At 63.3% G+C, this 23,495-nt stretch carries 28 protein-coding genes and 1 pseudogene; 19 read left to right on the top strand and 10 right to left on the bottom strand.

The features are described 5' to 3' along the window. Window positions 1–40 precede the first annotated feature (40 nt). From ACTX90_RS15525 to ACTX90_RS15510, 4 genes are all read left to right on the top strand, one after another. Window positions 41–499 (top strand): GatB/YqeY domain-containing protein, encoded by a 459-nt coding sequence (locus ACTX90_RS15525; RefSeq protein ID WP_113607078.1) that lies wholly within the window; start codon window positions 41–43, stop codon window positions 497–499. Between the two features lie 84 nt (window positions 500–583). After that, a complete protein-coding gene (locus ACTX90_RS15520) occupies window positions 584–1,831 on the top strand; it encodes a CynX/NimT family MFS transporter (protein ID WP_443442365.1) in 1,248 nt (415 codons plus the stop codon). A gap of 174 nt (window positions 1,832–2,005) precedes the next feature. Continuing rightward, a complete protein-coding gene (locus ACTX90_RS15515) occupies window positions 2,006–2,314 on the top strand; it encodes a type II toxin-antitoxin system Phd/YefM family antitoxin (RefSeq protein ID WP_160309102.1) in 309 nt (102 codons plus the stop codon). Window positions 2,315–2,346: 32 nt separating this feature from the next. Next, window positions 2,347–2,877 carry a type II toxin-antitoxin system RelE family toxin gene (locus ACTX90_RS15510; RefSeq protein ID WP_443442364.1) on the top strand — a complete coding sequence of 177 codons (531 nt, stop codon included), beginning with the start codon at window positions 2,347–2,349 and terminating at the stop codon, window positions 2,875–2,877. 129 nt (window positions 2,878–3,006) lie between these two features. Here ACTX90_RS15510 and ACTX90_RS15505 read toward each other — a convergent pair whose 3' ends face one another. Then, window positions 3,007–3,777 carry a DUF2786 domain-containing protein gene (locus tag ACTX90_RS15505; RefSeq protein ID WP_113607076.1) on the bottom strand — a complete coding sequence of 257 codons (771 nt, stop codon included), beginning with the start codon at window positions 3,775–3,777 and terminating at the stop codon, window positions 3,007–3,009. A gap of 262 nt (window positions 3,778–4,039) precedes the next feature. Between ACTX90_RS15505 and ACTX90_RS15500 the strand changes: the two genes are divergently transcribed. Then, the gene (locus ACTX90_RS15500; protein ID WP_181728092.1) at window positions 4,040–4,180 is read left to right on the top strand and encodes a hypothetical protein; all 141 of its coding nucleotides are present in this window, start codon (window positions 4,040–4,042) and stop codon (window positions 4,178–4,180) included. A gap of 82 nt (window positions 4,181–4,262) precedes the next feature. On the opposite strand, the gene ACTX90_RS15495 is transcribed toward ACTX90_RS15500, so the two are convergent. Continuing rightward, window positions 4,263–4,940, bottom strand: a complete 678-nt coding sequence (locus tag ACTX90_RS15495; RefSeq protein ID WP_047120217.1) for an IclR family transcriptional regulator — start codon at window positions 4,938–4,940, stop codon at window positions 4,263–4,265. A 188-nt stretch (window positions 4,941–5,128) separates the two neighbouring features. Here ACTX90_RS15495 and ACTX90_RS15490 point away from each other — a divergent pair, with 188 nt between their 5' ends. Both ACTX90_RS15490 and ACTX90_RS15485 read left to right on the top strand, forming a co-directional pair. Continuing rightward, window positions 5,129–7,039: an FAD-dependent monooxygenase gene (locus tag ACTX90_RS15490; protein WP_047120216.1), complete on the top strand. Its 1,911-nt coding sequence runs from the start codon at window positions 5,129–5,131 to the stop codon at window positions 7,037–7,039. 114 nt (window positions 7,040–7,153) lie between these two features. Then, the gene (locus ACTX90_RS15485) at window positions 7,154–7,873 is read left to right on the top strand and encodes an AAA family ATPase (RefSeq protein WP_443442363.1); all 720 of its coding nucleotides are present in this window, start codon (window positions 7,154–7,156) and stop codon (window positions 7,871–7,873) included. A 1-nt stretch (window position 7,874) separates the two neighbouring features. On the opposite strand, the gene ACTX90_RS15480 is transcribed toward ACTX90_RS15485, so the two are convergent. After that, complete coding sequence (locus ACTX90_RS15480; RefSeq protein WP_443442362.1) at window positions 7,875–8,816, bottom strand: ornithine cyclodeaminase family protein; 942 nt, start codon at window positions 8,814–8,816, stop codon at window positions 7,875–7,877. After that, window positions 8,813–9,829: pseudogene (locus ACTX90_RS15475) on the bottom strand (proline racemase family protein). Before ACTX90_RS15475 ends, ACTX90_RS15480 begins: the two are co-directional and overlap by 4 nt. A gap of 217 nt (window positions 9,830–10,046) precedes the next feature. On the opposite strand from ACTX90_RS15475, the gene ACTX90_RS15470 reads away from it, so the two are divergent. Then, a complete protein-coding gene (locus ACTX90_RS15470) occupies window positions 10,047–10,877 on the top strand; it encodes a PspA/IM30 family protein (RefSeq protein ID WP_443442361.1) in 831 nt (276 codons plus the stop codon). A gap of 266 nt (window positions 10,878–11,143) precedes the next feature. Next, window positions 11,144–11,395: an alpha/beta fold hydrolase gene (locus ACTX90_RS15465; protein ID WP_443442360.1), complete on the top strand. Its 252-nt coding sequence runs from the start codon at window positions 11,144–11,146 to the stop codon at window positions 11,393–11,395. A gap of 68 nt (window positions 11,396–11,463) precedes the next feature. On the opposite strand, the gene ACTX90_RS15460 is transcribed toward ACTX90_RS15465, so the two are convergent. Genes ACTX90_RS15460 through ACTX90_RS15450 form a run of 3 tightly spaced genes read right to left on the bottom strand, consistent with a single transcriptional unit; the run spans window position 11,464 to window position 14,269 of the window. After that, complete coding sequence (locus tag ACTX90_RS15460) at window positions 11,464–12,318, bottom strand: hypothetical protein (protein WP_443442359.1); 855 nt, start codon at window positions 12,316–12,318, stop codon at window positions 11,464–11,466. Then, window positions 12,315–13,004 (bottom strand): response regulator transcription factor, encoded by a 690-nt coding sequence (locus tag ACTX90_RS15455; RefSeq protein WP_047120212.1) that lies wholly within the window; start codon window positions 13,002–13,004, stop codon window positions 12,315–12,317. The genes ACTX90_RS15460 and ACTX90_RS15455 overlap by 4 nt, the downstream gene beginning before the upstream one ends. Next, a complete protein-coding gene (locus tag ACTX90_RS15450) occupies window positions 12,992–14,269 on the bottom strand; it encodes a sensor histidine kinase (protein WP_047120211.1) in 1,278 nt (425 codons plus the stop codon). Before ACTX90_RS15450 ends, ACTX90_RS15455 begins: the two co-directional genes overlap by 13 nt. 105 nt (window positions 14,270–14,374) lie before the next feature. Between ACTX90_RS15450 and ACTX90_RS15445 the strand changes: the two genes are divergently transcribed. Continuing rightward, the gene (locus ACTX90_RS15445) at window positions 14,375–14,860 is read left to right on the top strand and encodes a 2'-5' RNA ligase family protein (RefSeq protein WP_113607070.1); all 486 of its coding nucleotides are present in this window, start codon (window positions 14,375–14,377) and stop codon (window positions 14,858–14,860) included. A 114-nt stretch (window positions 14,861–14,974) separates the two neighbouring features. Further along, the gene (locus tag ACTX90_RS15440; protein ID WP_443442358.1) at window positions 14,975–15,820 is read left to right on the top strand and encodes an SGNH/GDSL hydrolase family protein; all 846 of its coding nucleotides are present in this window, start codon (window positions 14,975–14,977) and stop codon (window positions 15,818–15,820) included. On the opposite strand, the gene ACTX90_RS15435 is transcribed toward ACTX90_RS15440, so the two are convergent. After that, window positions 15,821–16,243, bottom strand: coding sequence for a VOC family protein (locus tag ACTX90_RS15435; RefSeq protein WP_443442357.1), 423 nt, complete (start codon window positions 16,241–16,243; stop codon window positions 15,821–15,823). Window positions 16,244–16,313: 70 nt separating this feature from the next. On the opposite strand from ACTX90_RS15435, the gene ACTX90_RS15430 reads away from it, so the two are divergent. Continuing rightward, entirely contained in the window at window positions 16,314–16,520 is a 207-nt protein-coding gene (locus ACTX90_RS15430; RefSeq protein WP_443442356.1) for a hypothetical protein, read from the top strand. 189 nt (window positions 16,521–16,709) lie between these two features. On the opposite strand, the gene ACTX90_RS15425 is transcribed toward ACTX90_RS15430, so the two are convergent. After that, entirely contained in the window at window positions 16,710–17,132 is a 423-nt protein-coding gene (locus ACTX90_RS15425) for an acyl-CoA thioesterase (protein ID WP_082123998.1), read from the bottom strand. A 266-nt stretch (window positions 17,133–17,398) separates the two neighbouring features. On the opposite strand from ACTX90_RS15425, the gene glsA reads away from it, so the two are divergent. From glsA to ACTX90_RS15390, 7 genes are all read left to right on the top strand, one after another. After that, on the top strand, window positions 17,399–18,424 hold the full coding sequence (gene glsA, locus ACTX90_RS15420; protein WP_047120938.1) for a glutaminase A: 1,026 nt from the start codon (window positions 17,399–17,401) through the stop codon (window positions 18,422–18,424). Window positions 18,425–18,750: 326 nt separating this feature from the next. After that, window positions 18,751–19,302, top strand: coding sequence for an alternate-type signal peptide domain-containing protein (locus tag ACTX90_RS15415; protein WP_052772504.1), 552 nt, complete (start codon window positions 18,751–18,753; stop codon window positions 19,300–19,302). 24 nt (window positions 19,303–19,326) lie between these two features. Continuing rightward, window positions 19,327–19,917 (top strand): hypothetical protein, encoded by a 591-nt coding sequence (locus ACTX90_RS15410; protein ID WP_443442355.1) that lies wholly within the window; start codon window positions 19,327–19,329, stop codon window positions 19,915–19,917. Then, window positions 19,914–20,483, top strand: coding sequence for a signal peptidase I (locus ACTX90_RS15405; RefSeq protein ID WP_047120206.1), 570 nt, complete (start codon window positions 19,914–19,916; stop codon window positions 20,481–20,483). Before ACTX90_RS15410 ends, ACTX90_RS15405 begins: the two co-directional genes overlap by 4 nt. Further along, complete coding sequence (locus tag ACTX90_RS15400) at window positions 20,480–21,145, top strand: hypothetical protein (RefSeq protein WP_047120205.1); 666 nt, start codon at window positions 20,480–20,482, stop codon at window positions 21,143–21,145. Before ACTX90_RS15405 ends, ACTX90_RS15400 begins: the two co-directional genes overlap by 4 nt. Continuing rightward, complete coding sequence (locus ACTX90_RS15395; protein ID WP_047120204.1) at window positions 21,142–21,717, top strand: SipW-dependent-type signal peptide-containing protein; 576 nt, start codon at window positions 21,142–21,144, stop codon at window positions 21,715–21,717. Before ACTX90_RS15400 ends, ACTX90_RS15395 begins: the two co-directional genes overlap by 4 nt. A gap of 1 nt (window position 21,718) precedes the next feature. Further along, the gene (locus ACTX90_RS15390; RefSeq protein ID WP_443442354.1) at window positions 21,719–22,846 is read left to right on the top strand and encodes a signal peptidase I; all 1,128 of its coding nucleotides are present in this window, start codon (window positions 21,719–21,721) and stop codon (window positions 22,844–22,846) included. Window positions 22,847–22,884: 38 nt separating this feature from the next. On the opposite strand, the gene ACTX90_RS15385 is transcribed toward ACTX90_RS15390, so the two are convergent. After that, window positions 22,885–23,493 (bottom strand): TetR/AcrR family transcriptional regulator, encoded by a 609-nt coding sequence (locus ACTX90_RS15385; protein WP_443442353.1) that lies wholly within the window; start codon window positions 23,491–23,493, stop codon window positions 22,885–22,887. Window positions 23,494–23,495: the final 2 nt, after the last annotated feature.

Below are 23,495 nucleotides of genomic sequence, written 5' to 3'. Positions count from 1 at the left end.
TCGGGGGTGGATGAGAAGACGTACGACGAAGGAGAATCACATGACTTTGAAAGAGCGCCTGCACGAGGACAGCATCACCCACCTGAAGGCGGGCAACGAGATGGAGAAAACCACGCTGCGCAATATCATCAGCACCATCGGGACCCGTGAGAAGTCCGGGAAGAACCCCACCGAGCTGAGCGACCAGGACGTGGAGAACTTGCTGCGCAAGGAGGTCGCCAACCGCGAGGAAACCGCCGCGCTCGCCGCCAAGGACGGGCGCGCAGATTTGGCCGAACGGGAACTGGCCGAGGCGGCTTTCATCTCCACCTACCTGCCGAAGATGCTCGACGAGACCGAAGCCCAGGGCATTGTGGACCGGATCATGGCCGAGCTCGCGGCCGACCACGAGCTGACCATGAAGGACATGGGCAACGCCATGAAGCTGGTCGGTGCCGAGATCGCCGGCCGCTTCGACGGCAAGGCCGTTTCGCAGATGGTGCGCGCGAAACTCGGCTAGCCAACGGCGTTGCCTGTGGGCGGCGCGGGGACCAAGCGGCGCCGGATAGGCCGGGAGCGCCCGGCCCGATAGTCTGTGCCTACTATGTCTGATTTTTCCCCGCCCCGCCTTGCGCTGCCCAAAGGATTCGGCGTCCTGCTGGTCCTGGCCATCATCTTGGCGTCGATCAACTTGCGCCCTGCAGTCACCTCGCTCGGGACGCTGCTGGATCCGGCCATCGAGGACCTGCATATGAACGGATTCATCGCAGGCATGATCACCGGAGTCCCTCCGCTGTGCTTCGCGCTGCTGGGACCGCTGGCCCCGCGCCTGACAGGCAAGCGCGGGCCGGAACTGGTCGTGATCGCCGCCATGGGCGCCATCCTCGCCGGAATCCTGCTTCGGTCGGCCGCGCCGGAAACCTGGACATTCCTCCTGTGCACCGCGTTGGCGCTGGCCGGAATCGCGGTGGGCAACATCCTGATGCCGGTGCTGGTCAAGCGGTGGTTCCCGCACAAGATCGGCGTGGTCACCGGGGCATACACCACGGCGGTGGCGCTGGGCGCCTCGGCTGTGGCAGGAGTGGCCGTCCCGGTCAATGACATGCTCGGCGGCCACTGGCGCATCGGTTTGGCGGTGTGGGCGCTGCCCGCGCTGCTGGCCCTGGCGGTCTGGCTTGTTGTCTATCTCGGCTTGCGCTCCCAGATCGCCGCGCAGCATGGCGAATTCGGACGGAACCATGTCCAGGCCGCAACCATAGGCCCCATGTACAAAAATCCGACGGCCTGGTGGGTTGCCTTGTTCTTCGCCGGGCAGTCCTCGGTCGCCTATATCTTCATGGGTTGGGCTCCGAAGATCTTCGCCGATTTGGGCATGGATCCCATCGAAGCCGGTGCGCTGCTGGCGATCCTGCTAGGCGTGGGTGTCCCGTTGTCATTTGTGATGCCAGCGCTGGCCGCGCGGTTCACCCACCAAGGGCCGTTGGTGATCATCAACGGCGTGGCCGGGCTGATCGCGGTGGCCGGCATGCTCACTTTCCCGCTGGAAGGCGCCTATCTCTGGGTGATCCTGTTGGGCATCTGCGGATCGAATTTCCCGCTCGCCCTGACCATGATCGGGCTGAAAGCCCACAGCGCCGCCGGGGTAGCGAAGCTTTCGGCCTTCGGACAGTCGGCCGGCTACTTGATCGCGTTCCCCGGTCCGTTCGCCGTCGGGGCGCTGTATGAGGTCACCGGGTCATGGACCTCCCCCATCTGGCTTATCGCGGCGTTGATCGTGTTCCAGACCTACACCGGAATCATGGCCGGGCGCCCGCGCTATATCGAAGACCAGCAGCGCACGCAGGTGCGTTGATACCAATTTGCCGTTGGCATCTCGTGCAACGCGTTTAGCGGCCCATGAAACGGTTGCACCCAAGCAAACGAGTGCGAGCTGCTTGGCGTACCTCCAGCTCGCTGTCAGCCTAGCCCGAACGGGTAGCGTCGACCATGCCTAGAAAATCTAGGCAGAAATCTATATAGTTTTTTTATGGCCACCATGAGTATTACAGACGCATCCCGTGCGGGAATTTCGGCATTGGTAACCGCTGCTGAAGAAGGCAAAGATACGTCTTTGTCACGCCACGGAAAGGTTGTGGCTGAAATCGTGTCAGCTAGGGAGATCGCGCAATTACGCCGTGATCGCGAAACCCTTCGGGATGCTGCTCTGGTAATGGCGCGCTTCGCAACAGATAGCGGGGTGCGTACCGATCTGGATCAAGCCATGGAGTTCTTCAACTTGAATCGTGCGGAGCTCGAAGCGGAGAACGCTCGCGAAGCCGATCCTGAGAATTCGTGAATCAGCCCGGGGAACGGTTGTGCATCGTCCGGTTGACCGAAGACGCGGTAGCTGACCTCTATCGACTGCATAGGAAAGATCCCAGGATCGTACGCGCCGTTTTCAAGAAGATGCTCCTATTGGAAAAGTCACCCGGTGCGGGGGAGCCCTTGCTTGGTGCCCTGATTGGTTTTCGTAAACTCGTCGTGGGAGACAGGGACTGGAGAATTGTTTGGCGCGTCACCGAAGATGCGTCCGGCGTACCAGTGCTCGATATTTCTGAAGTGTGGGCAGTCGGTGTCCGCTCGGACGGAGAAGTGCATGACGAGCTGACCCGGCGGGTCGCACGCATGGGCGATGATCCTCGGGTTCAGCCACTCAAAGACGTCATTGTTCAAATGGGCAGACTCTATGAATCGATCGAAGCTACGCCCGAACCCCAGCAAGGAACTGGTCTCCCGGAATGGATGGAAACCGCATTGAAGGAACAGTTGCATCTTTCGAAGCAAGCCATCTCGCTACTTACCGAACATCAAGCGCAGCAAAAGCTGATGGAGCACTGGTCCCAGAATCGAGGCAACTAGCCAGCGTGTCGAACATGGTGCTCAAGAATTCCAGTTGCTGTTGGCTAACGGACCGGGAACCCGGACCCGTCTGAGATCGGCGGGCAAGCAATTTGACGGCTTCGCAAGCGGAATGAGCGGATCCACGATTTAGCCGGCAATGGCATCCGGAGCCTCATTGGACCCGTCCACGTGTTTGCCGATTCCCAAGTCCGCCCGTCGCCCGGCCGCTTGCCCGGCGAGCACGGCTCCCATGCTGCCCCTGCTCGCCCGGTTTCTGGAAGCGCGCAGGTACGGGTAGTTGTCGCTGACAAACTCGTCGACCTGGTGTTTGCGGTCCACCAAGACCAAGTCGGTTCCCGTTCCGGCTTGGGCGCTTTCCTCCTGGTAGAGCCCCTGGATCCTCATGGCGACCTGCACGTAGAAGCTGCGCTGGAATTCCCGCCGCTCGATCTGCTTTGCCGAATCGGTCCAAAGCGCTGACTGGAATTTCCCCTCGGTATCCCACCAATGGGTCATGGCAAGGGTTGCTTGGATGACCAGCGATGAAAAGAGCGTCTTTACGGTTGCCACATCGGATTCGTGGCCGATGATGTAGAGCCTGCATGAATTCGAGTAGTTGGTCTGGAGGAGCGTGACGGTGCGGAACGCTCGCCCAACTTGCGACAGGCCGTCGCGCTGTCCCAGCCGATAAACGCCGTGCATCTCGAAGTGTTCCTCGATGATGGCTTCTTGCTTCTTGCCCTGGTGCGCGGATTGCGCATCGAGTTCCGCCCTGCCGATGCCGTAGCGCACCATCAGCCGCTCGGCATGTTCCTGGAAGGCCTGGGCCTCGTGCGGGTAGCTGGTGTTTTCAGCCTTGTTCAGCAGGAGCGTGATGCGCTCCTTCAGGCGCTGGAGCTTGTGTTCTGAATTCTTCATGATGCTTTCCTTGGCGGTGGCGAGCAGGCTTCGGATGAAGCCGGCGGGGCGTTCTCAGGCCCAGTGTGGCACGACGGAGGAAAGTCGGCTGACAGGGATGTGGATAACTACTTTGTACCAGTTGAAACGGACATAAATCGCCTCTAGCCGGTTTGCGGAACCGCGCGTAGAGTGAAGGCACCCAACTGGTCCTGTGGTTTTTGGTTCAGGGACCCCAAGTGAACTCCGAGAGGTTGTCATGGGAGATTTTCGGACATACACCATGGAAGAACGCGCCACCTACCTTGCTCCGCCCTGCGAACGCTGCGGGCAGCACCGCCATGTGGTCTGGGAAAAGGTCGAAGGCACCAACGGCTACAAGCCGCGCGATGCCGGTTGCTCCAACGAAGCCTGCACCGCCTAGCTCGAGGAGCTGCGGCAATGGCAAGAGCCGGGAAAACTGTTCACGCAGTTTTCCCGGCTCTTGCCGTCTGAGCGGAATCGTCCTAGATCCGCAGGCCCAGCGTGGAGGAGATGCGCACGGAGGCTTCGGCGAGCACCGAGGCGATATGCTGTTCGTCCAGATCGCGCGGGGGATAGATGACCGCGATGGCGGCCGGCTTGCCCTGTGGCAGCAACAGCGGCACGGCGATCGATGTCAGTCCCGGGATCACCTCGTCGTGGCTGAATTCGAAGTCCTTGGCGGGGTATTGCTCGGGATGGAGCTGGGAACGGATGACGCGTCCCGGAGCCCCGTTGTCGATGGGGTGCCGGGTGCCCGGGCGCTGGGCCACGGTGGCATCGGCCAGCCGGGGTTCGGCGGTGCTCAGTGTGACGGCGGCTTCGCCGTCGAAAACCACCAGCAGGGCGGTCATCTGCAGCTGGTCCGACACCGTGGCTAGATGCGGGGCGGCGGCGGCTTGCAGGGACTTGGCGACGTTGCGGGCCAGGGCGCCCAGCCGGGCGCCGAGTTCCAGGTCTCCGGAGGGCATACGCTCGACGAACCCGTACTGCTCGAAGGTCTTCACCAAGCGGTAGGCCATCGATCGGTGGATGCCCAGTGCCTCGGCGAGTTCGGGAACGCTGAGCGGCCGCGTGGATTCACCGATCAGGGTCAGTGCTTCCAGCCCGCGTCCCAGGGTCTGGGATCCGCCTTCAATGCTGCCCTTGGAGGTTTTGGTCATTGAACAATCTTTTCATTGCGGGCGTGGAGCACCGCATTTTCACGTATCGGAAGTGACGCAGGTCGACAACGCTTGTGACCTACGTCTTGAAGACAGCGTACTTGAAAGCTACTCTTGTATCTATAGTTACAACCGTGTCGCAAATATAGAGACAAAGATGTTTGTGTGACACCTCGAGGAGCCAAATAATGCAGATTCACCACAGGGGCTACGTCTCCGGAGATCCACGCGTCAAGCCTGCCGAGGGCTATGGCATTGACCGTTCCATGGAAATCCCTGATGAGATGGATGTGCTGATTGTCGGCACCGGCCCGGCCGCCGCAGTGGTCACCGCGCAGCTGTCCCGCTTCCCAAGCATCAACGCCCGCGCCATCGAGCTGCGTCCGGGCCGTCTGGACGTCGGCCAGGCTGACGGCATCCAGGCTCGTTCGGTGGAGACCTTCCAAGCCTTCGGTTTCGCCAACGAGGTTGTCGAGGAGGCCTACCGCAACGTTGAAATGTGCTTCTGGACCCCCGATCCGGAGAATCCAGCCAACATCAAGCGCCACTCCCGCGCGGCCGATGACTCCACCGGCATGAGCGAATTCCCGCATATCTACGTGAACCAGTCGCGCATCCTGGACTACTTCCTGCGTGACGCCGAGCGCGCCCCGGGCAAGATCGTCCCGGACTACGGAGTCGAGTTCCTCGACTGCGACATCGACCCGGAAGCCGAGTACCCGGTCACCGCGCGCATCAAGTACTGCGCCGGCGAGCGTTCCGGCGAGGAGCGCACCGTCAAGGCCAAGTACCTGGTCGGCGGCGACGGCGCCCGCAGCTCCGTGCGCCGCTCCCTGGGCCACAAGCTGCACGGCGACGCCTCGATGCACGCCTGGGGCGTCATGGACGTCATGGTCAACACCGACTTCCCGGACATCCAGGTCAAGTGCTCCATCCAGTCCCACGACGCGGGCAACATCCTGCTCATCCCTCGCGAGGGCGGCTACCTGGTGCGCTTCTACGTGGACCTGGGCGAACTGACTGCCGAGGACGCCGGCGCCATCCGCAAAACCCCGGTGGAAGAGATCGTTGCGACCGCAAACCGCATCATCCACCCGTACACCATGGACGTGAAGAACGTCGCCTGGTTCTCCGTGTACGAGGTGGCCCACCGCATCACCGACGGCTTCGACGACGTCTCCGAGGACGAGCGCGGCTCCCGCACCCCGCACGCCTTCATCATGGGCGACGCCTGCCACACCCACTCGGCCAAGGCCGGCCAGGGCATGAACGTTTCCATCCAGGACGGCTTCAACCTCGGTTGGAAGCTGGCCGCGGTGCTCGAAGGCCGCGCCCCGGAATCCCTGCTGGATTCCTACGCCGAAGAGCGCAAGGTCATCGCCCAGAACCTGATCGACTTCGACAAGGAATGGTCCACCCTGATGGCCAAGTCCGTGGACGACTGGGAAGATCCGGACGAGCTGGAGAAGTACTACACCAAGACCATGGAGTTCCCCGCCGGCTTCATGACCCAGTACACCAAATCCTCCATCACCACCGGCACCGAGCACCAGGCGCTGGCCGCGGGCTTCCCGGTGGGCAAGCGCTTCAAATCCGCCGAGGTCATCCGCCGCTCGGATAACCGCTGGCGCCACCTGGGCCACCTGCACGAGGCGGACGGCCGCTGGCGCGTCTACGCCTTTGCCGACCAGGCCGCCCCGGCGCTGGAAGGCACCGCCATGGCTGACTTCGCCGCCTGGTGGAGCCAGGATGAAGCCTCGCCGCGCAACCTGTACACCCCGGCCGGGGGCGATGAGGATGCTGTCTTCGACCTCAAGGCGGTCTACCAGCAGGACTACACCGAGGTGGAGCTGCACGACGTGCCCAAGGCGTTCCAGCCGGTCAAGGTTCCCTTCGGCCTGCACGACATCAACCAGGTGTTCTGCGCCGGCCACGGCCGCGACATCTTCCGCGACCGCGAGATCAGCACCGACGGCGCCATCGTGGTGGTCCGCCCGGACCAGTACGTGGCAGGCATCTTCCCACTGACCGCCCGCGCGGAGATCGCTGACTTCTTCGCCGGGAACATGGTTCCGGTCAAGAACAGCATCAAGGCCTAGCCTGGCCGCTTGAACACAGATCGGCGGCAGCCGGCGGTCCCTCGGGGCCGCCGGCTGCCGCCGTGTTGCGTGCGGGAGCCTGTTCCGGGGGGGTGGGTTTGGTAGCGTCGGGGCATGAGCGGATTCCTTGACTTCCAACCGGTGCGGCGCGTGGCCGAGCATTCCCTGGCCCCGATGCCGCGCGGTGCTTGGCCGGCCACCATCCCCGCCGTGGCGCAGCTGCTCGACGACGGCCTGGAGCTGGCGCCGCTGACGGTGCTGGTGGGGGAGAACGGCTCGGGGAAATCCACCATCGTTGAAGCCATCGCCGCCGCCTACGGGCTGAACGCGGAGGGCGGCACCATCAACGCGCGCCACCAGACCCAGCCCACCGAATCGCGGCTTTCAGGGCATCTGCAGCTGGTGCGCAGCGCGGGGGCTTCGCGGGCAGGGGTGTTCCTGCGTGCCGAAACCATGCACGGGCACTTCGCCTACCTGGATTCCATCGGCTCCGCCGGGATGCACAACTTCCAGAGCCACGGCGAATCCTTCATCGAGTTCTTCACCGACCGCTCGCGGATCAACGGCTTATGGATCTTCGATGAAGCGGAGTCGGCCCTGTCCTTCAACGGCTGCCTGATGCTGCTCTCGCACATCAGCGACCTGCTCAGGTCCGGATCCCAGGTCATCATGTCCACCCACTCGCCGATCCTCGCCTCCCTGCCCCAGGCAAGGCTCTACGAGATCGGCGAGTGGGGGCTGCGCGAAAGCACCTACGACGACCTGGAGATGGTGCGCAACTGGCGGCTGTTCCTCGATGCGCCGGGGCGCTACCTGCGGCACTTCGAGAACTGAGTCATTCCGACTCGGCCTCAACCGCCGCCCCGGCCAGAACCAGGTCCTCCCAGGCCATGCCCGAGCTCTTGAAGACCACCGGCCCGTTCCCGCGCAGCAGCTGCGGCTCCCGGACCGCGCGGGCCATCGGCACCAGGTCCTGCGCTGACAGCTCGCCCTCGGCGATGGCCATGACGACGTCCCCGCATTCGCGCAGCGCGGTGGCGATATCCTCGACCACCACGGTGGAGCGTCCCAGCAGGGCCGCGGGCAGCTCGCGGGCGTCCGGCTCGTGGGAGCCCACGGCCACCACCACGGCGCAGGGGTTGATCAGCTGCGCATCGAACAGCGGCTGGCGGGCGGTGGTGGTGCAGATGACCAGCCCGGCTGCCGCGGTGGCTTCTTCAGCCCTGGCGCTGCCGGCTGCCGCCACCTCAATGTCCTCTAGGTGCGCGTAGCTCCGCGTCGACCGCACCACGGCGGTCACCGACTCGATCTCCCGGCGGCCTTCCAGCACCGCGCGCAGGGTCAACAGGTGGGACATGCCCTGCTGCCCTGCGCCGTAGAGCACCACGCGCAGCGGGCCTTCACGCTCAAGCAGGGCATCTTCGACGGCGGCCAGCGAGACCGCGGCGGTTCGCACATTGGTCAGCGCGACCCCGTCGATCAGCTGGCGCGGGGTCAGCGTTTCGGAGTCGAAGAGGATGTAGGTTCCCTGGATGCGCGGCAGGTTGCGCGCCGGATTGTCCGGGGCGACGGACAGCACCTTGATGCCGGCGATCTCTCCGGCTTCCGAGGGCATGAGCAGGAACTCGCCGGAGCTCAACTTGTTGCTGATCCGCTGGTGGTCTGCGGCGGGGTCGAAGCCCGCGCGCAGTGTGTCGCGCAGTGCGCGCACGGCGCGGACCGGGCTGACGCGGTCGTAGAATTCTTGGGCGGTGAGAAACGGGATCGAGATGCTCATCGCAGCACGAATCCCGGAGTCAGCTCATCGCTCGCGTCCACGATGAAGGTGTGCTCGCCGGCCTGGTAGGCGGTGCCGGTGACCTGCGGGATGACCGCGGAATACCCGTCGACCTGCTGGTGCTCCAGCACCACGGCCCGGAACTGCGATCCGACAATCGAGCCGTGCTCCAGCAGCTGGCCTTCGGCGAGGATGCCGCGGTTGGTGAGCGTAGCGATGCGTGCGCTGGTTCACGACCCGCAGGGGGAGCGGTCCACCTCTCCGTCGGCGAAGACCGTGGCGTTGCGCTGGATCACCTCGTCACCGGTCGAGAGATCCTCGAACACGATCGTCCCGTAGATGCCGCTGAGTCGTGCATCGCTCGGGTGCTGGGCGTGGGGTGAATCGTTCAGGGCCCACTTGATTTCGCGGCCGATCGCGATGATCTCGCCATAGTTCTCGGGCGTGACGCTCAGTCCGACCGAGGCCGCATCAAGCTGGGCGTAGATGGCGCCGCCGAAGCTGACGTCCACGGTGACTTCCCCGCGCGCGGTCTGCACTGCGACGTCCTTGGAGATGACGTAGCTGGCCACGTTGATGAAATCCGCGTGGGTGACCGCACCGTGGGCATCGGTGTGGACGCGGGAGACGACCCGGCCGGACGGCTCGTCGATGACCACGTCGGTCACGCCGGTTGGATCCGGCTGCACGATGCCGTGTTCCAGGGCCCAGACGCCCAGCGCGATGGTGCCGTGGCCGCAGGCGGTGGAGAACCCGTCCTTGTGCCAGAACAGCACGCCGAAGTGCGCGCCGTCGTCGTTCGGGGCGGTGACGAAGCCGCCGTACATGTCTGCATGCCCGCGCGGCTCGAAGCACAGGATCTGGCGGATCCGCTCCACCTGGGGTGAATTCATGGCGAAGACCCGCTTGGAGGGAACATCGGGACCTTCGAGGGCCACGGGCAAGTTCGCTACGATGCGGAACGGCTCGCCCGCGGTGTGGTAGTCGATGCTGGTGTACTTTTCGGGTGGCATTCAGGCTCTCCGTCGGGGTCTGGATGAAATGGAATCGTGCGTGATCTCTGATTCCAGTACAGGAAGACCAGTGCTATGTAATATATTACTTCTCCTGTGGCGTCGCGGGGAGCGGCCAATCCCTTGACAGGGTGGGCGGCATCGCTGAAACAATTCGCAGATTCGGGAACCATCCATGCTTCCCCTAAGGTTAAAGAGGTAGACGAAGGGATGGCACGTGGCCAAGAAACAATCAATTTGGGCTCGAATTTTCGGTATCGGCAAGGCGAACGCTAACGCGGCAATCGACGCGCTGGAAGACCCCAAGAAGATGCTGGACCAGACCGTCCGCGACTACACGAACAACATTGCCGAAGCTGAGCAGGCGGTGGCCCAGACCATCGGCAACCTGCGCATGGCCGAGGAAGACCTGGCCAAGGCGCGGAACGAAGTGAAAGAGTGGGGTTCCAAGGCCCTGGCCGCCTCGAACAAGGCCGAGGAATTCGCCGCCGCAGGCGATGCCGCCAACCAGCAGAAGTTCAACCAGCTGGCTACTGTAGCGATCCAACGCCAGATGGCCTCGGAGAAGAAGGCCGGTGCGCTGGCTTCCACCGTGGAAACCCAGAGCGAGGTCGTTGACAAGCTCAAGGCTGGCCTGAACACCATGCAGACCAAGCGCCAGGAGCTGGTTTCCAAGCGCGACGAGCTGGTGGCCCGCGCCCGCAACGCCAAGACCCAGAACCAGATGATGGACACCATCAAGGCTCTGGATATCAACGACCCGAGCAGCGAGATCAGCCGCTTCGAGCAGAAGATCCGCCAGGACGAAGCGAAAGTCCGCGGTGCGGCCGAGCTCGCGGCGTCCTCCCTGGATTCCCAGTTCGCGCAGCTCGAGGATCTGGGTGCCGCCACTGAAGTCGACGCGCGCTTGGCCGCGATGAAGGCTGCCAATGCCCCGGCCGCCGAGATCCTGGAAGAAGCGGACGGCGCGGCGCAGCTGGAGGCCTCCGCCCCTGAAATGTCGGAAATCGAGGCGCGGCTGGCTGCCATGAAGAAAAACCAGGCCTAAAACCTCACCGAACGCACGAAAACCCGGGCAACGGGTCTGCATATCGTGCGGGGTGTCCCGGCGGACGCAGGCAATGATGCTCGGTGGTTCAATCGTTTCGAAGGGAAATCGAGAAGCAGGGCTCCACGGTGCGCGCCGTTGGAGGTGACGGTCGCCGTGCCCGAGCGCTGATTTCGCCGAATATCCCGCGTGCTGCTCGCAAACGTGGGTTTGCCGCATTCAGAGTGCCCGGCATTAAGGATGAGTCGCTGGAATTCGATTGGGCCATGGTTGAACAGATCCGTCCGCAGATCGACCAGCCGGATCCAGCGTGGCCGAGCACCTTCGCGGGTATTGCCATCCCCACGCTTGCCATCGGAGGCGGGCCGCAAAGCTTCGTCCCCTCCGAACACGTTGAACAACTCGGCCGCATCATGCCTGACTGCCGTGTGGAATCCCTGGACACCGGACATCTGGTGCATGCCACCGACCCGGAAGGGTTCGTACGGCTCGTCCGCGTGCATCTCGACCACGTTTAACGCTGCAAGGGACCCGCAAAGGGAGTGCACCGGCTTCTGCCGGCGCACTCCCTGGCTGCTTCTTTTTTCTATTCGCCGCTGGCTTCAGTTCCCGGGGTCAGCACCGCGGAGCCAGCCGATACTTCCACGCTGATCTGATGCTTGGAGCTGCTGGAATTATCCAGGTTGTTCTCCAAGGATCCCGCTGACGCATCCGACACCACGTGGTAGCTGGTGTCCGGGACAACCAAGTCCATCCAGCCGGCGCTGACCCGGGCATTGACGGAGCTTGGCGCGGTCCCGTCGAGCTCGGCCGACATGCGCCCGGCCGAAACTTCCAGGGTCGCGGTGTCCACGTCGCTGAGCACCAGGCCGGCGAATCCTGCACCGAGCTTTGCATCCACCGTATGCGCCGATCCCAGCATATTCAGTTCGCCTGCGCTGACGTCCAGCCCGAGATCGTTGAAGTTGCCGTTGGCCCGGAATTCGCCGGCTCCGAGCTCGAACTTCGCATCCAGGGTTCCGTTGTTCAGTTCTTCCGGCAGCGTCAGCTTGATCTCATTGTCGGCCTTGGTGCAGCCGAAGAAGCAGAAGTCGTTCCAGCCCGCCGGTGGGCGGACTTGCAACGTCGATCCCGACCGGTTCAGCGCCCAAGCGCTTCCCGAGGTGCTGCGGACCTCCAGCACCGCTTCGGTCATGTCGGTGAACTGCAGCTCGAAGCTGCCGGAGTTCGCCTGGATATCCAGCGCCGTAATGCCTTTGGCATCCGCGGTCTGCACGACGTGGCTGCTGTTCAGCGTGGCCATCGCGCTGCGTGCCGCACCGATTCCGACGGTCAGCAGCGCCAGCACGCCGATCACGGCCAGGATGATGTTCAGCGCCGTGGCGGACCCCCGCGGCGCGGGTTCCTGCGGGGGCAGGGGGTTCAGGGTCTGGGTGCTCATGGGTTCGTCCTGTCTGTGCGGTTGGTGCCCAGGGTTTCGATGTGGGCCAGGGCGGCCAGCACACGCCGGTTGCCCATTCCGTCGGCTTCCAGTCCGAGCTTCTGGAAGATGGAGGTGATGTATTTTTCGACGCTGGCCTCGGAGAGGAACAGCAGCGCGGCAATGGCTTGGTTGGACTTGCCCTCGGCCAAGGCTGCGAGCACGGTGCGTTCACGGTCGGTCAGCTGCTGCATTTTTGAATCATGGTTTCGCCGGGTCAACAGCTGTGCCACCACTTCCTGGTCCAGTACGGTGCCGCCGGAGGCGATCTGCTCCAGGGAGGCGATGAAGTCCGCGACATCCGCCACCCGGTCCTTGAGCAGGTAGCCCAGGGCGCCGGACTGCGTGGCGATCAGATCCGAGGCGTAACGCTCCTCCACGTATTGGGAAAGCACCAGCAGCGGGAGGTTGGGGTAGCGGCCGCGGACTGCCAGCGCCGCCCGGATGCCCTCGTCCGTGTAGGTGGGCGGAAGCCTGACGTCCAGGATGCAGATCTGCGGGAAGTTCTCCGGTTCCGCAGTCTGAAGGAAGCCCATGAGTCCGGTGGTGTCCGGCAGGTCGGCCACGACCTCGTGGCCCGAGTGGGCCAGCAGGCGGACCAGGCCCTCGCGCAACAGGACCGAGTCTTCGCAGATCAAGACGCGCATGGCACGTTCACCTCCAGCGCGGTGGGACCGCCCTGCGGGCTGTCCAGCGTAATGGTTCCCCCTGCCGCGACCACGCGGTTCGAGATGCCGTCCAGTCCGCCGCCCGGGATGATGCGGGCGCCGCCGGTGCCGTTGTCCTCGATGCGGGCCCACAGCATCGGCTGCTCCTGTCCGATGGCGCGTTCGCGCACCGTGACCCGGCAGTTCGAGGCCCGCGAGTGCTTGGCCGCGTTGGTCAACGCTTCGGCGATGGCGAAATACACCGCCGCCTCCGCATGCCGGGCGTAACGCCCGGTGAGCTGGACATCGAGCTGTACAGGGATGTGCGAGCGTCCGGCGATGGCGGACAGCGCCGCGTCCAGCCCGCGGTCATCGAGCACCGAGGCGTAGATGCCCCGGGTCAGTTGCCGCAGCTCGGTGATGGCCGACTTGGTGGAGGCATGCGCCTCGGCCACCAGGGCCTTGGCCTGCTCGGGGTTGCTGTCGATCTGCTGGTGCGCCAGGCCGAGGGTCATGGCCACGGAGACCAAGCGGGGCTGGACCCCGTCGTGCAGGTCGCGTTCGATGCGGGTGCGCTCAAGCTCCGCGGCGCGCATCGCGCCTTCGCGCTGCACCGCGGTGGTGCGCACGCGTTCGGTCAGTTCGGTTTCCCGAGCGGTGGATCCGATGATTCCCACGGTGACCGCGCGGTGCATGAAGATCATGGCCACGGCCAGCGCCGCGCCGAGCAACGCGACGACCAGCATCCAGGGAGCCTGGCCGGCGGGGATATCCATGCCGAAGGGACCGGGGACGATTTCAGCCTGGGTCAGCGGGGCGAAAGCGGTGACGCACAGTCGGATCATCCATTCCAATCCACTGAGCATGGTGGCGCCGGCGAAGCATGAAATCACGAAGCTACCGAAGGCCGCCCACATCCGGCCACTGGCCAGATTGTGTCCCAGCGAGCGGACATAGGCTCCGAATCCGGGGTGCTGGCGGGGGCGCCAAACCAGCGGCTCGACCCGAAGGTCGTAGAGGTCGGAAACCCGACGAATCTCGAACCGTGCCAGGCCGAAGAGCGCGTAGAGCAAACCTGTCAGCACAAGGAGCCCGAAGCCGAGCAGGAACGTCAGCCCAACGCCCGCGGCAAACCAGGCAATGACCAGCGGGAGGACAACCACGCCGAGGGTTCCGAGGGCTGCCAGATGCAACAGCGTCAAGCCAAGTCGCAACGGGGGACGAGCAGGAAGCACGCCCGATTGGGTCTGCAGTGTTGAAGTCATGACTCAATCCTATTGAGCAGGGTTTTGCTGCAACACCGAGGGAACCGGAGAACATTGGTAGGGAAAACCCGAATGCGTGCCCGCCGAAGATGACAGACTGATGCCATGCACAATCTGGTGGCAGCAGTATTCGTTGAACCGGTGGCCCCCGACCAGTACTTCCGGCGCGAGGACTGGCCGCTGCACATCACCCTGCTGCGTTTCGACCTGCCCGAGGCTCCAGGAGTCCTGGACCGCTTTGCCGAACAGCTGTCGGAGGCCGCCCGTCCCGCGCTGGGCGTCGGGCTGGAAGTCGCCGGACAGGCCTGGTTCGGCCGCCAGGAGAACCTGCTGGTGTCGCTGGTGGAGCCCGATCCGGCCCTGCAGCTGCTGCACGAGCGGCTGTGCGAAATCGTGCTGGAAAACCGGGGGCGCATTGCCTCGGTCCGCTTCACCGGCCCGGGCTATCGTCCGCACATCACCCATCACCACGGGCGCAGCCGCGCGCAAGGGGATGCCGTTGCGCTGGAACGGATCGCTCTGGTGGACATGGCCCCGGGCGCAGACCACGCGTGGCGCCAGGTGCTGCATCTGGTGCAGCAGAACAGCTGAGCAGGGCACGGTAGGCGCCCCCGCACCGTTCCTGCGTACTTCGCGGCGGGGAATTAATCTGGTGTTAGCGCCGGCTCCACCAACCGGCCAACCGCCGAACCTAGATTGGCTCCCATGGGCAGGTTATTTATTGCGGTGGGCGACTCATTCACCGAAGGGGTAGGGGACTGGGAACCCCGGCTGCCCAACGGGGTTCGCGGCTGGGCGGACCGCGTGGCCAAACAGCTGTCCAAGGCGGACCCCAGCTGGCGATACGCCAACCTGGCCATTCGAAGCCGGCGGCTGGACCGGATCATTAACGAGCAGATCGACGCCGCCATCGCGTTGAAGCCGGACGTCATCAGCTTCTACGCCGGCGGCAACGACATCCTGGAACTGCGGCAGGACATGGACTGTTTGCTCGACCGCTACGAAGCGGCGGTGGACCGCCTGGCCTCATCCGGGGCGCAGATCCTGCTGTTCACCGGATTCGATATCCCGGTGCATCCTGCGTTGGTCCCGTTCAAGCACCGGAACTGGAAGTTCAACGACAGGGTCCGGCAGCTGGCCCGCAAGCATCCGGATACCGTGACCTTAGTCGACTACTGGGCCTGGGACATCTACCACGACCAGCGCATGTGGGACACCGACAAGCTGCACATGAACCGTGCGGGGCACCGCTACATGGCCATCAGGATCCTGGAGATCCTCGGATCCCAGCACCAGCTCGAATTCCAACCGCTGGAAGACATAAGGTGTTTGAGCCAGGTCCAGCTTCTACAGCGGGACATCGAATGGATACGCCAGTGGGTGCTGCCGATGTTCGGCAGACGGCTGCGTGGAATCACCTTGGGCGACAGCCTCGAACCGCGCTGGGAAACACCGATCTATCCGGCGAAAGGCATGAAAAAACAGTTCCGCAGACGCCAACGGGCGGCTGCGGAACTGCTGCACGGCGATGCCGAAGGGTCTGTGCGCTGACTAGGTTCCCGGATTCTCCATGGCTTCGGGGCTCATCCACGCGATTTCCCAGACATGGCCATCGGGATCCTGCACCGCGGCCTGGTACATCCCGGGGAACGGCTCATCTGCGGGCCGGTAGATGGCACCGCCGCCGGCCTGAGCATTGGCGACGAACTCATCGACTTCTTCGCGGGTATCCGCCGACAACGCGTTGAGGCATTCGCGATGGCCCGGCCCTAGGGCAAGCTTGTCCTCGCCCACCAAGAAGCTCGAAAAGAACTCTTCTTGCAGCACCATCACCAGAATGTTCTCTGCGATGATCCATGAGGTGGCATTCTCGTCCGAGAAAGTGTCGTTCTTGGTGAAGCCCAAGGCTGCGTAGAACTTGTCGGCCCGCGTCAGGTCCGAGGTTGGAAGGTTGACGAATATCATCCGGCTCATGGGAGTCTCTCTTCGATATTGGATGGGATCAAGGCAATTCCGTCACAGTACTCTTCCGCATGACAGGCCCATGCGCAATGGTTTTGGCGAATATCCCGGGCAAACGGGAAACCATGAATTTGGCATGTCGATCCCGGTCCTCAAAGTGGCCAGGCACGAGACTGGGATCATGTGGAAAACCAGCATCTCACCAGGGGCGGCGTTGATTGTTGCCGCGCTCTTCGCCAGCATCGAATCTGGCGTGCGCTCGATGCACAGCCTTGGCAGGGCGGAGTAATGTTTGCGTTGGCGGCGGTCTGGATGGCGGTAGCCATGCGCCAAGCCCGGAAAACGGATCGTTAGCCGGTTCCCGGGCGACAATTCGGGCAATGGAAAACGCCGCGGCCCCGGCGCTGGTGGAGCGCGGAAGCCACGGCGGATTCGTGGACCAACAACCTGGAAATGGCTGCGGGTATCGTGCGGAAACCTAGATGAGAGCCTTGGTGATTTCCAGCGGGATACGATCGCGGGTGTAGGTGATCTGGTCGTAGCCGTGGGGTTCGGGCTTGCCGTCCGAGCCCATGTTCACGAACACCAGCTTTTCGATGGTCAGGATCGATTCCTGGGTGAAGATGTTGCGGACCTCTGCACGCAGGGTGATCGAGGTGCGTCCGAAATCGATGGCGGTCAGGCCCATCTCGATCAGGTCGCCTTCCTTGGCGGAAGCGATGAAGTTGATTTCAGACATGAACTTGGTGACCACGTGCTTGTTGCCGAGCTGGATGATCGAGTAGATCGCCGCTTCCTCGTCGATCCAGCGCAGTAGGCTGCCGCCGAAGAGCGTGCCGTTTGCGTTCAAGTCTTCTGGGCGAACCCACTTGCGCGTATGAAAAGTAATACCCTTAGCCATACTCAAAATGCTAGGTCAGGTCGGGGGCTGTTCGCTGTAAGTTGCTGCACAATGTAGGTGAAAACACACGCATTTGCGGCGTGCGGCAAGACGATGGAGACGCGGACCACCTGGGGGAAACGCCGCGGGCGTCATGCCGGGAATGCCAAAGTACGTCGAACGCGCCGGCTGGAGGTCTTCAGGGTGCCACGTGCCAACAACCTGAGCTGTTGATAGTCTCTGAACGAAGCCAGAATTCGATTTCTTCGACGAAGAGCAAGGTGATCATGACCTATACCTCGGACGGGAATGAGAGCATTCCTACCGATTTTGATGACGTTGTCCAGCAGGTATCCACCGGTACTCTCGCCCATCAACGCATCGACGAGCTGCTGCTCGAAGCACATGAACGTTATTCGGACGTTGACGAGGGCCTGCTCGCCCACTACATACCAGTCCTGGGGCAGGTCGAGCCGGAAACCTTCGCCATTTCCATGTCGCACGTCGGCGGCACCGTGCACGGGGTGGGCGATTGCCACCACCAATTCTCCATCCAGTCCATCTCCAAGATGTTCGTTTACGCCCTGGTGCTGCAAGAGCACGGGCACGAAGTTGTCCATGAGAAGATCGGCGTCAACAATACCGGCATGCCATTCAATTCGGTGATGGCGGTCGAGCTGAACAACGGGCACCCGATGAATCCGATGGTGAACGCCGGGGCCATCGCGACGACCGAAATGATCGCAGGCAAGAGCGCCGCCAAGAAATGGGAGAACGTGCGCGAAGGGCTTTCGGCTTTTGCAGGCCGCCCGCTGACGCTGGACGACGAAGTGTACGAATCCGAATCCGAGGCAAACGAACGCAACAAGGCGCTGGGGCGGCTGCTCAAGAGCTACGGTCAGCTGGACGGAGACCCGAACAACGCGGTGGACATCTACACCAAGCAGTGTTCGCTGAACGTCACGGCGCACGATTTGGCGGTCATGGGTGCGACCCTGGCCGACGGCGGCATCAACCCCGTGACCGGCCAGCAGGTGGTCAGCGCGGATGTCTGCCGTGACACCTTGGCCACCGTCGCCACCAACGGGCTGTATGAGCGTTCCGGGGACTGGCTGTTCGAGATCGGTATCCCCGCCAAGTCCGGGGTTTCGGGAGGCATTGTCGCGGTGGCTCCGGGCAAGGGCGCCATCGGCGCGTTTTCGCCGCGCCTCGACATGGCGGGCAACTCCGTCCGCGGCCAGCTGGCCATCGGCCACCTTTCCCGTGCGCTGGGTCTGAACCTCTTCGCCTCGGCGCCTGACTCCGCCAGGTAGCCGCCACGATTCCGCATGGCTGATCGGCCATGTACCTTGGCCGGTCGGCCAGTCTTTTTTGTCGACCCGCAGCCCGTGCTTGGCCAACTGGAAAAACGACTGGCGTAATCTTTTACGGCATCCATCGGCATTCCCATACGGGCTAGTCAAGGTGGCTTTATATGCCTGTTTGGGAGTTCTCGAAATAGCCGGTTGGCGAACGGGTGGGCTGTCGATGCCATGGTGCTTTGGGTGGTGACCGAGTGCATGTTGTGCCCGTGTGGGAATCCGGATTCACTCGAAAGTAAGTGCGCGGGGAGCGCTCGGAAATTTTGAGGATTTGAATCATGAAGAAGACAACCAAGGCGACCATTGCCGCAGCCGCCGCCGGCGTCCTGCTGGTGACCGGAGCGGGAACCGCCGCGCTGTGGCAACAGACCGAAACCGTCGACGCGGGAACCGTTGAAACCGGCCACCTGACGCTCACCGTGGACGACAACGGCGTCTGGACCGACATCAGCGACGGCGGAGCAGGCGTGCCGTTCGATCCGACCACCGAGCAAATCGTTCCCGGCGACGTAGTGGCCTACACGCAGACCGTGCGGATTGACGCTAAGGGCAAGAACATCGAAGGCGCGCTGTCGGTGGGCACGCTTCAGGCGCTGCCGCCGGAGCTGCAAGACGAAATCGATCTCGGCCTTGAAATCGATGCCACGGCCGAAGGCCTGACCCAGGCCGGCAACGTGATTTCCTTTGCGGAGCAGGGTGTATACCAGGTGCCGGTTAAAATCACCGTGACCTTCCCAGCCGGAACTGCTGCATCCACGCCAACCGACACCATGGACAAGCCAATCGATCTGGACGCACTGACGCTGACGCTGGACCAGGTTCGCAGCTAGCGGTTGGTGGACTCACGAACCGGCATGCCGAAACCCCTGAAGTTCGCTGCGGCGGCGGCCGTGGTGCTGGTGCTGGGACTCAGCACCCAGACCACGGTCGCTGCTTGGCGTGCCGAAGGGCAGATCGATGCCGGGCAAGTCCGGACCGGTTCGCTGAGCCTGCTGGCGGGCAACGGCAGCTCGGCGGCGAAAGACTACGTCTTCGCCGAGCTTAATTCCCAGAATCTGCTGCCGGGGTCATTCGTGCAGGCTCCGTTGACCATCTCCAACGCCGGAACGACGCCGCTGGTTTACGGGCTGGCGGGAATCACCACGGGAACCGCATCAGGCAGCGCCAAGGACCAGGCGCTGGCGGGTGCAGGAACCATCAGCATCTATGCGGCAGTGCCGCCTGCAAGCTGCACGGGAACGCAGCAGATCAGCGGACAGCTGCTCTATTCGGGCCCGCTTAACGCGAGCGCGGCCTTCGCCAGCCCGCGCGAGTTTTCGGCCGCAGGAACCCCGTCGGCCTCCGAAGCGCTGTGCGTCAGGCTCAGCCTTCCGGCCGGCACCTCGCAGGCCGCGGCCGGAGGCAGGATGGCGCCCACCCTCAGCTTCACGGGACAGCAGAAATGACGGTGCTGACGCGGGCGCAACGGCGTCGGGAAGAACAGAAAACCGGGCCGTTCTGGTGGGCCGGCCAGGTCTTGTCCTGGCTGGCGCTCTTCATCGTGCTCTGCCTGCTTGCCGTCATGGTGGTCATTCCCCGGCTCGGCGGGGCCACCGCCTACACCGTGCTGACCGGATCCATGCGGCCGGACTTCCCTCCGGGCCGGCTGGTCGTGGTCAAACCGGTTCCGGTTGAAGCCATCGAGGTGGGAGACGTGCTCACCTACCAGCTTGAATCCGGGGAACCCGGCGTGGTGACCCATCGCGTTGTCTCGGTGGCCTCGTCGCTTTCCGGCGAGCGGCAGTTCGTGCTGCGCGGAGACGCCAACAACACCGACGATGCGCCGATCGTCGCGGAACAGGTGCGCGGCAAGCTCTGGTATTCGCTGCCATGGCTCGGCTACCTGAATTCAGCGCTCAGCGCTTCGCAGCGGACCTGGCTGACTTGGCTGGCCATCGGGGGACTGCTGTCCTATTCGCTGGTGATGTTCACCGGGGCATGGCGGGAGCACCGCGGGAAGAAGGCGTCATGAAGTTCGCGGCGCCAACCAGGGCCATGCTGTCAGTGGTGCTCGCGGGCAGCCTGCTGGGCGCGGGGACCCCCGGAGCGCACGGGGACGGAGATGACCCGCGGGGCCTGAGCTACAGCGTGGACGGCGGCGAATTCCGGGAAAGCCCGGGCGAACTGTTCGGCGGAGAAATCCGGCTCGTTCCCGGAGACCGGCTGACCGGAGAGCTCTCCATCCGCAATGACCGGCCCCATCCCATCGAAGTCACGGTAAAACCAGTGGTTTCGGCCCCCGCCGCCGGGCTGAAGTTCGCGGTGGCGGGAAACCCCACGATGCGGCTGGATCCGCAGCAGCGCGCAAACTTCGCCTTGGAGGCAAGCCTGCCGGTTTCTGCCGGAAATTCCTCGCAGGACCGGGAGCGGTCGCTGAGCCTGGACATCAGCGCGATCGAGGTCGCCGGCGGGATCCCGCAGGAACCCGAATCGCCGGAGGCCCCGCAGCCGCCGGGCAGTCCCCATTCTCCTGACGTGGAAGGGGAGCGTCCGCCGGACGAGCTGGGATCCACCGGCTTCAGCGGCTGGGCGATCCCGCTGGCGCTAGGCATGGCCGGGGCCGGCGCAACGCTATATCTACGTTCGAAGCAACACGGCGCCCAGGCGCAGGCACCCCAAGGAGCATCTCAATGAGCAGACGATCTGTACAGGTCAAGGCGATCCTGTCGATGGGAATCCTGGTAGGCCTCGGCTCGGTGTCCACCTTGGCGGCCTGGACCGGAACCGCCACGGCGACCACCAGCATCACCGCCGCAAAGGTATCGCTCGGGGTCGGAGCAACGGCCTCCAGCGCGACCTCCGAAAGCTACACCGTGCCGGTCTCGTCGGTGAACTGGTACCCGGGAGCCAGCGCCGCAGCGGTAGTTGTCGTGAAGAACACCAGCACGGTCGAGCTGCCGTATTCCATCAGGGGCAGCATCACCGACAGCGGCGGCGTCGAATTGGGCAAGGCCATGCAGGTACAGGTGAAGACCGGATCCACGGTCAGCGGCACCGCACCGAGCGCGACTTGTTCCGGCACAGCGGCCATCGTAGATAAGAAAGCTGGATCAGCTTTCGGCGGGTCAGTTGAAGTATCGACACTGGCCGCAGGCGCTTCGGAAACACTCTGCGTGCAGTACTCGCTGCCCGTGACCGCGGCCAACAACCTGCAAGGCGCCACCACGAAGCTGGACCTGGTCTTCACCGGAACGGTGGGGTCATAAGGTGGGAAACCAGGAACGGATCAAATCCGATGCACGCAACGGCAACCCGCTCCAGCGCCTTGCGCTGAATGCCGGGGCGATCCTCGGATCCTTGTGCCTGCTCATGACGCTTGCGGCTGTGCTGTTTGGGGTGAAACCGCTGGTTTTTGCCAGCGGCTCGATGGGACCCGGCATCCCCACCGGATCGTTGGGACTGGCTGTTCCCACCCCGATTGTGGAAGTTGCCATAGGCGACGTGGTTTCGGTGGTCACCAGCAACGAAGTTCGGGTGACGCACCGGGTAGCCGACAAGACCGAAGCAGGCCTGATCCTCAAGGGGGATGCCAATCCCGTCGCGGACCTGCAACCGTATGCGGTGGACAGCGCCGACAAGCTTCTGGTCAGCTTTCCGGGCTTGGGGTACCTGATGACGTGGCTGTCCCAGCCATGGGCGTATTTCCTAGGCGGGTTGTTGTGCGCCTACCTGCTCTATCTCGCATTCTCGCGTAGCCCGCAGCCAGCAGTTGGTGAATCCGTCCCGAGAAGTTCTACCCAGAAACGCAATTCGGAGACTGATGCCGATGCTTGTGCAGGATCCCCTGGGCGGGTGGACTTGCCTCGTGCTGGCATATCCCGCCTTTTGTGCATGGTGCTTGTTCTTTCGACGGCGGTCGCTTCGTTGCAACTTCGCCCTGCGGTCGAATCGACGCAGGCTGCTTTCACTTCCACGGCGAAAGCCGGGGGTACGTTGCACGGCGCCGTTATGCAACCGGCCAAGAATCTTTCATGCAAAGATAAATCCTCGCTATCCGGTAACAATGTCATCAACTTCGCATGGCAAGCTCCAGCAGCCCAGGGTTCGAAATTAACGGGATACAAGGTATCTGTCCAAGTCAACGACAGTGAAGAGAAATTCTCCGACCCCCTGCCTGTGTCTACCACCACATACTCTGTCGATATTTCCCCTTCGGGCGGGTTGCTGTCGCTCCTGATAGACCTTCTGGGCAACCTCTTTGGGTCGAAATTTGACGTGAACTTCCGCGTGTATGCGATGTATGACAACGGATGGACCGCCGCTCCCATCGTCCATTCGAAAGCGAAGGGCTCTATCGGATTACTTGGAGTGGTCAGATCGCTGCACTGCTCGTGAGTACTATCGAGCACGATGCAACGATCCGTGCCGGCAGGCTAACTGGAACGAATATTGCCTAAGCCGAGGAGAATCAGCTCAAGTCCCTTGTGAAAGGTCAGTCGCGCTCGCTGTTCCAGCTGGAGACCGGCGTCCAGCGCCTCCTTGAATTCATGCCCCGAAGAATCATTAGCTTCCCAGACAATTTCCGGCGCAGCCGCATCAAGCGCCGAGCCGAGCACAAATGAATCGATGATGGTGATCGCGTGCAATCGGTCCGTCGGCGGGAACCCCGCCTGCGCGAGAGTTTGCGCCAACGCATCGTAGACCCGCAAGGTGGTGCGGTCCCGCACGGTATGGCTGGTCAGCAACGGGATCAGCCGCGGGTGCTTTGAATACGATTCCCAGTAGGACGTGGCGATCTGCCGCACGGTTTCCTGCCAGCGGCCCGAATCGCCGTCCGGCAGGCTGATCGCCGACATGGCGCGGCCGCGCATCAGCTCGATGATCTCGTCCTTGCCCGCCACGTGGTTGTAGAGCGAGGACGCCGTCACTGACAGGGCCTTGGCCAGTTGCGGGAGCGTGAACTCGCCGTGTTTGTCGACCAGTTCCAACGCCGCGGAGGCAATCGCATCCGGGCTGAGCTTGGGCTTGGAGGGGCGTGCCATGG

Origin of the sequence: Glutamicibacter soli, assembly GCF_052322135.1 — a bacterium.
GTDB classification, from domain to species: domain Bacteria; phylum Actinomycetota; class Actinomycetes; order Actinomycetales; family Micrococcaceae; genus Glutamicibacter; species Glutamicibacter soli.
This window is presented reverse-complemented; position numbering and strand designations above follow the sequence as displayed.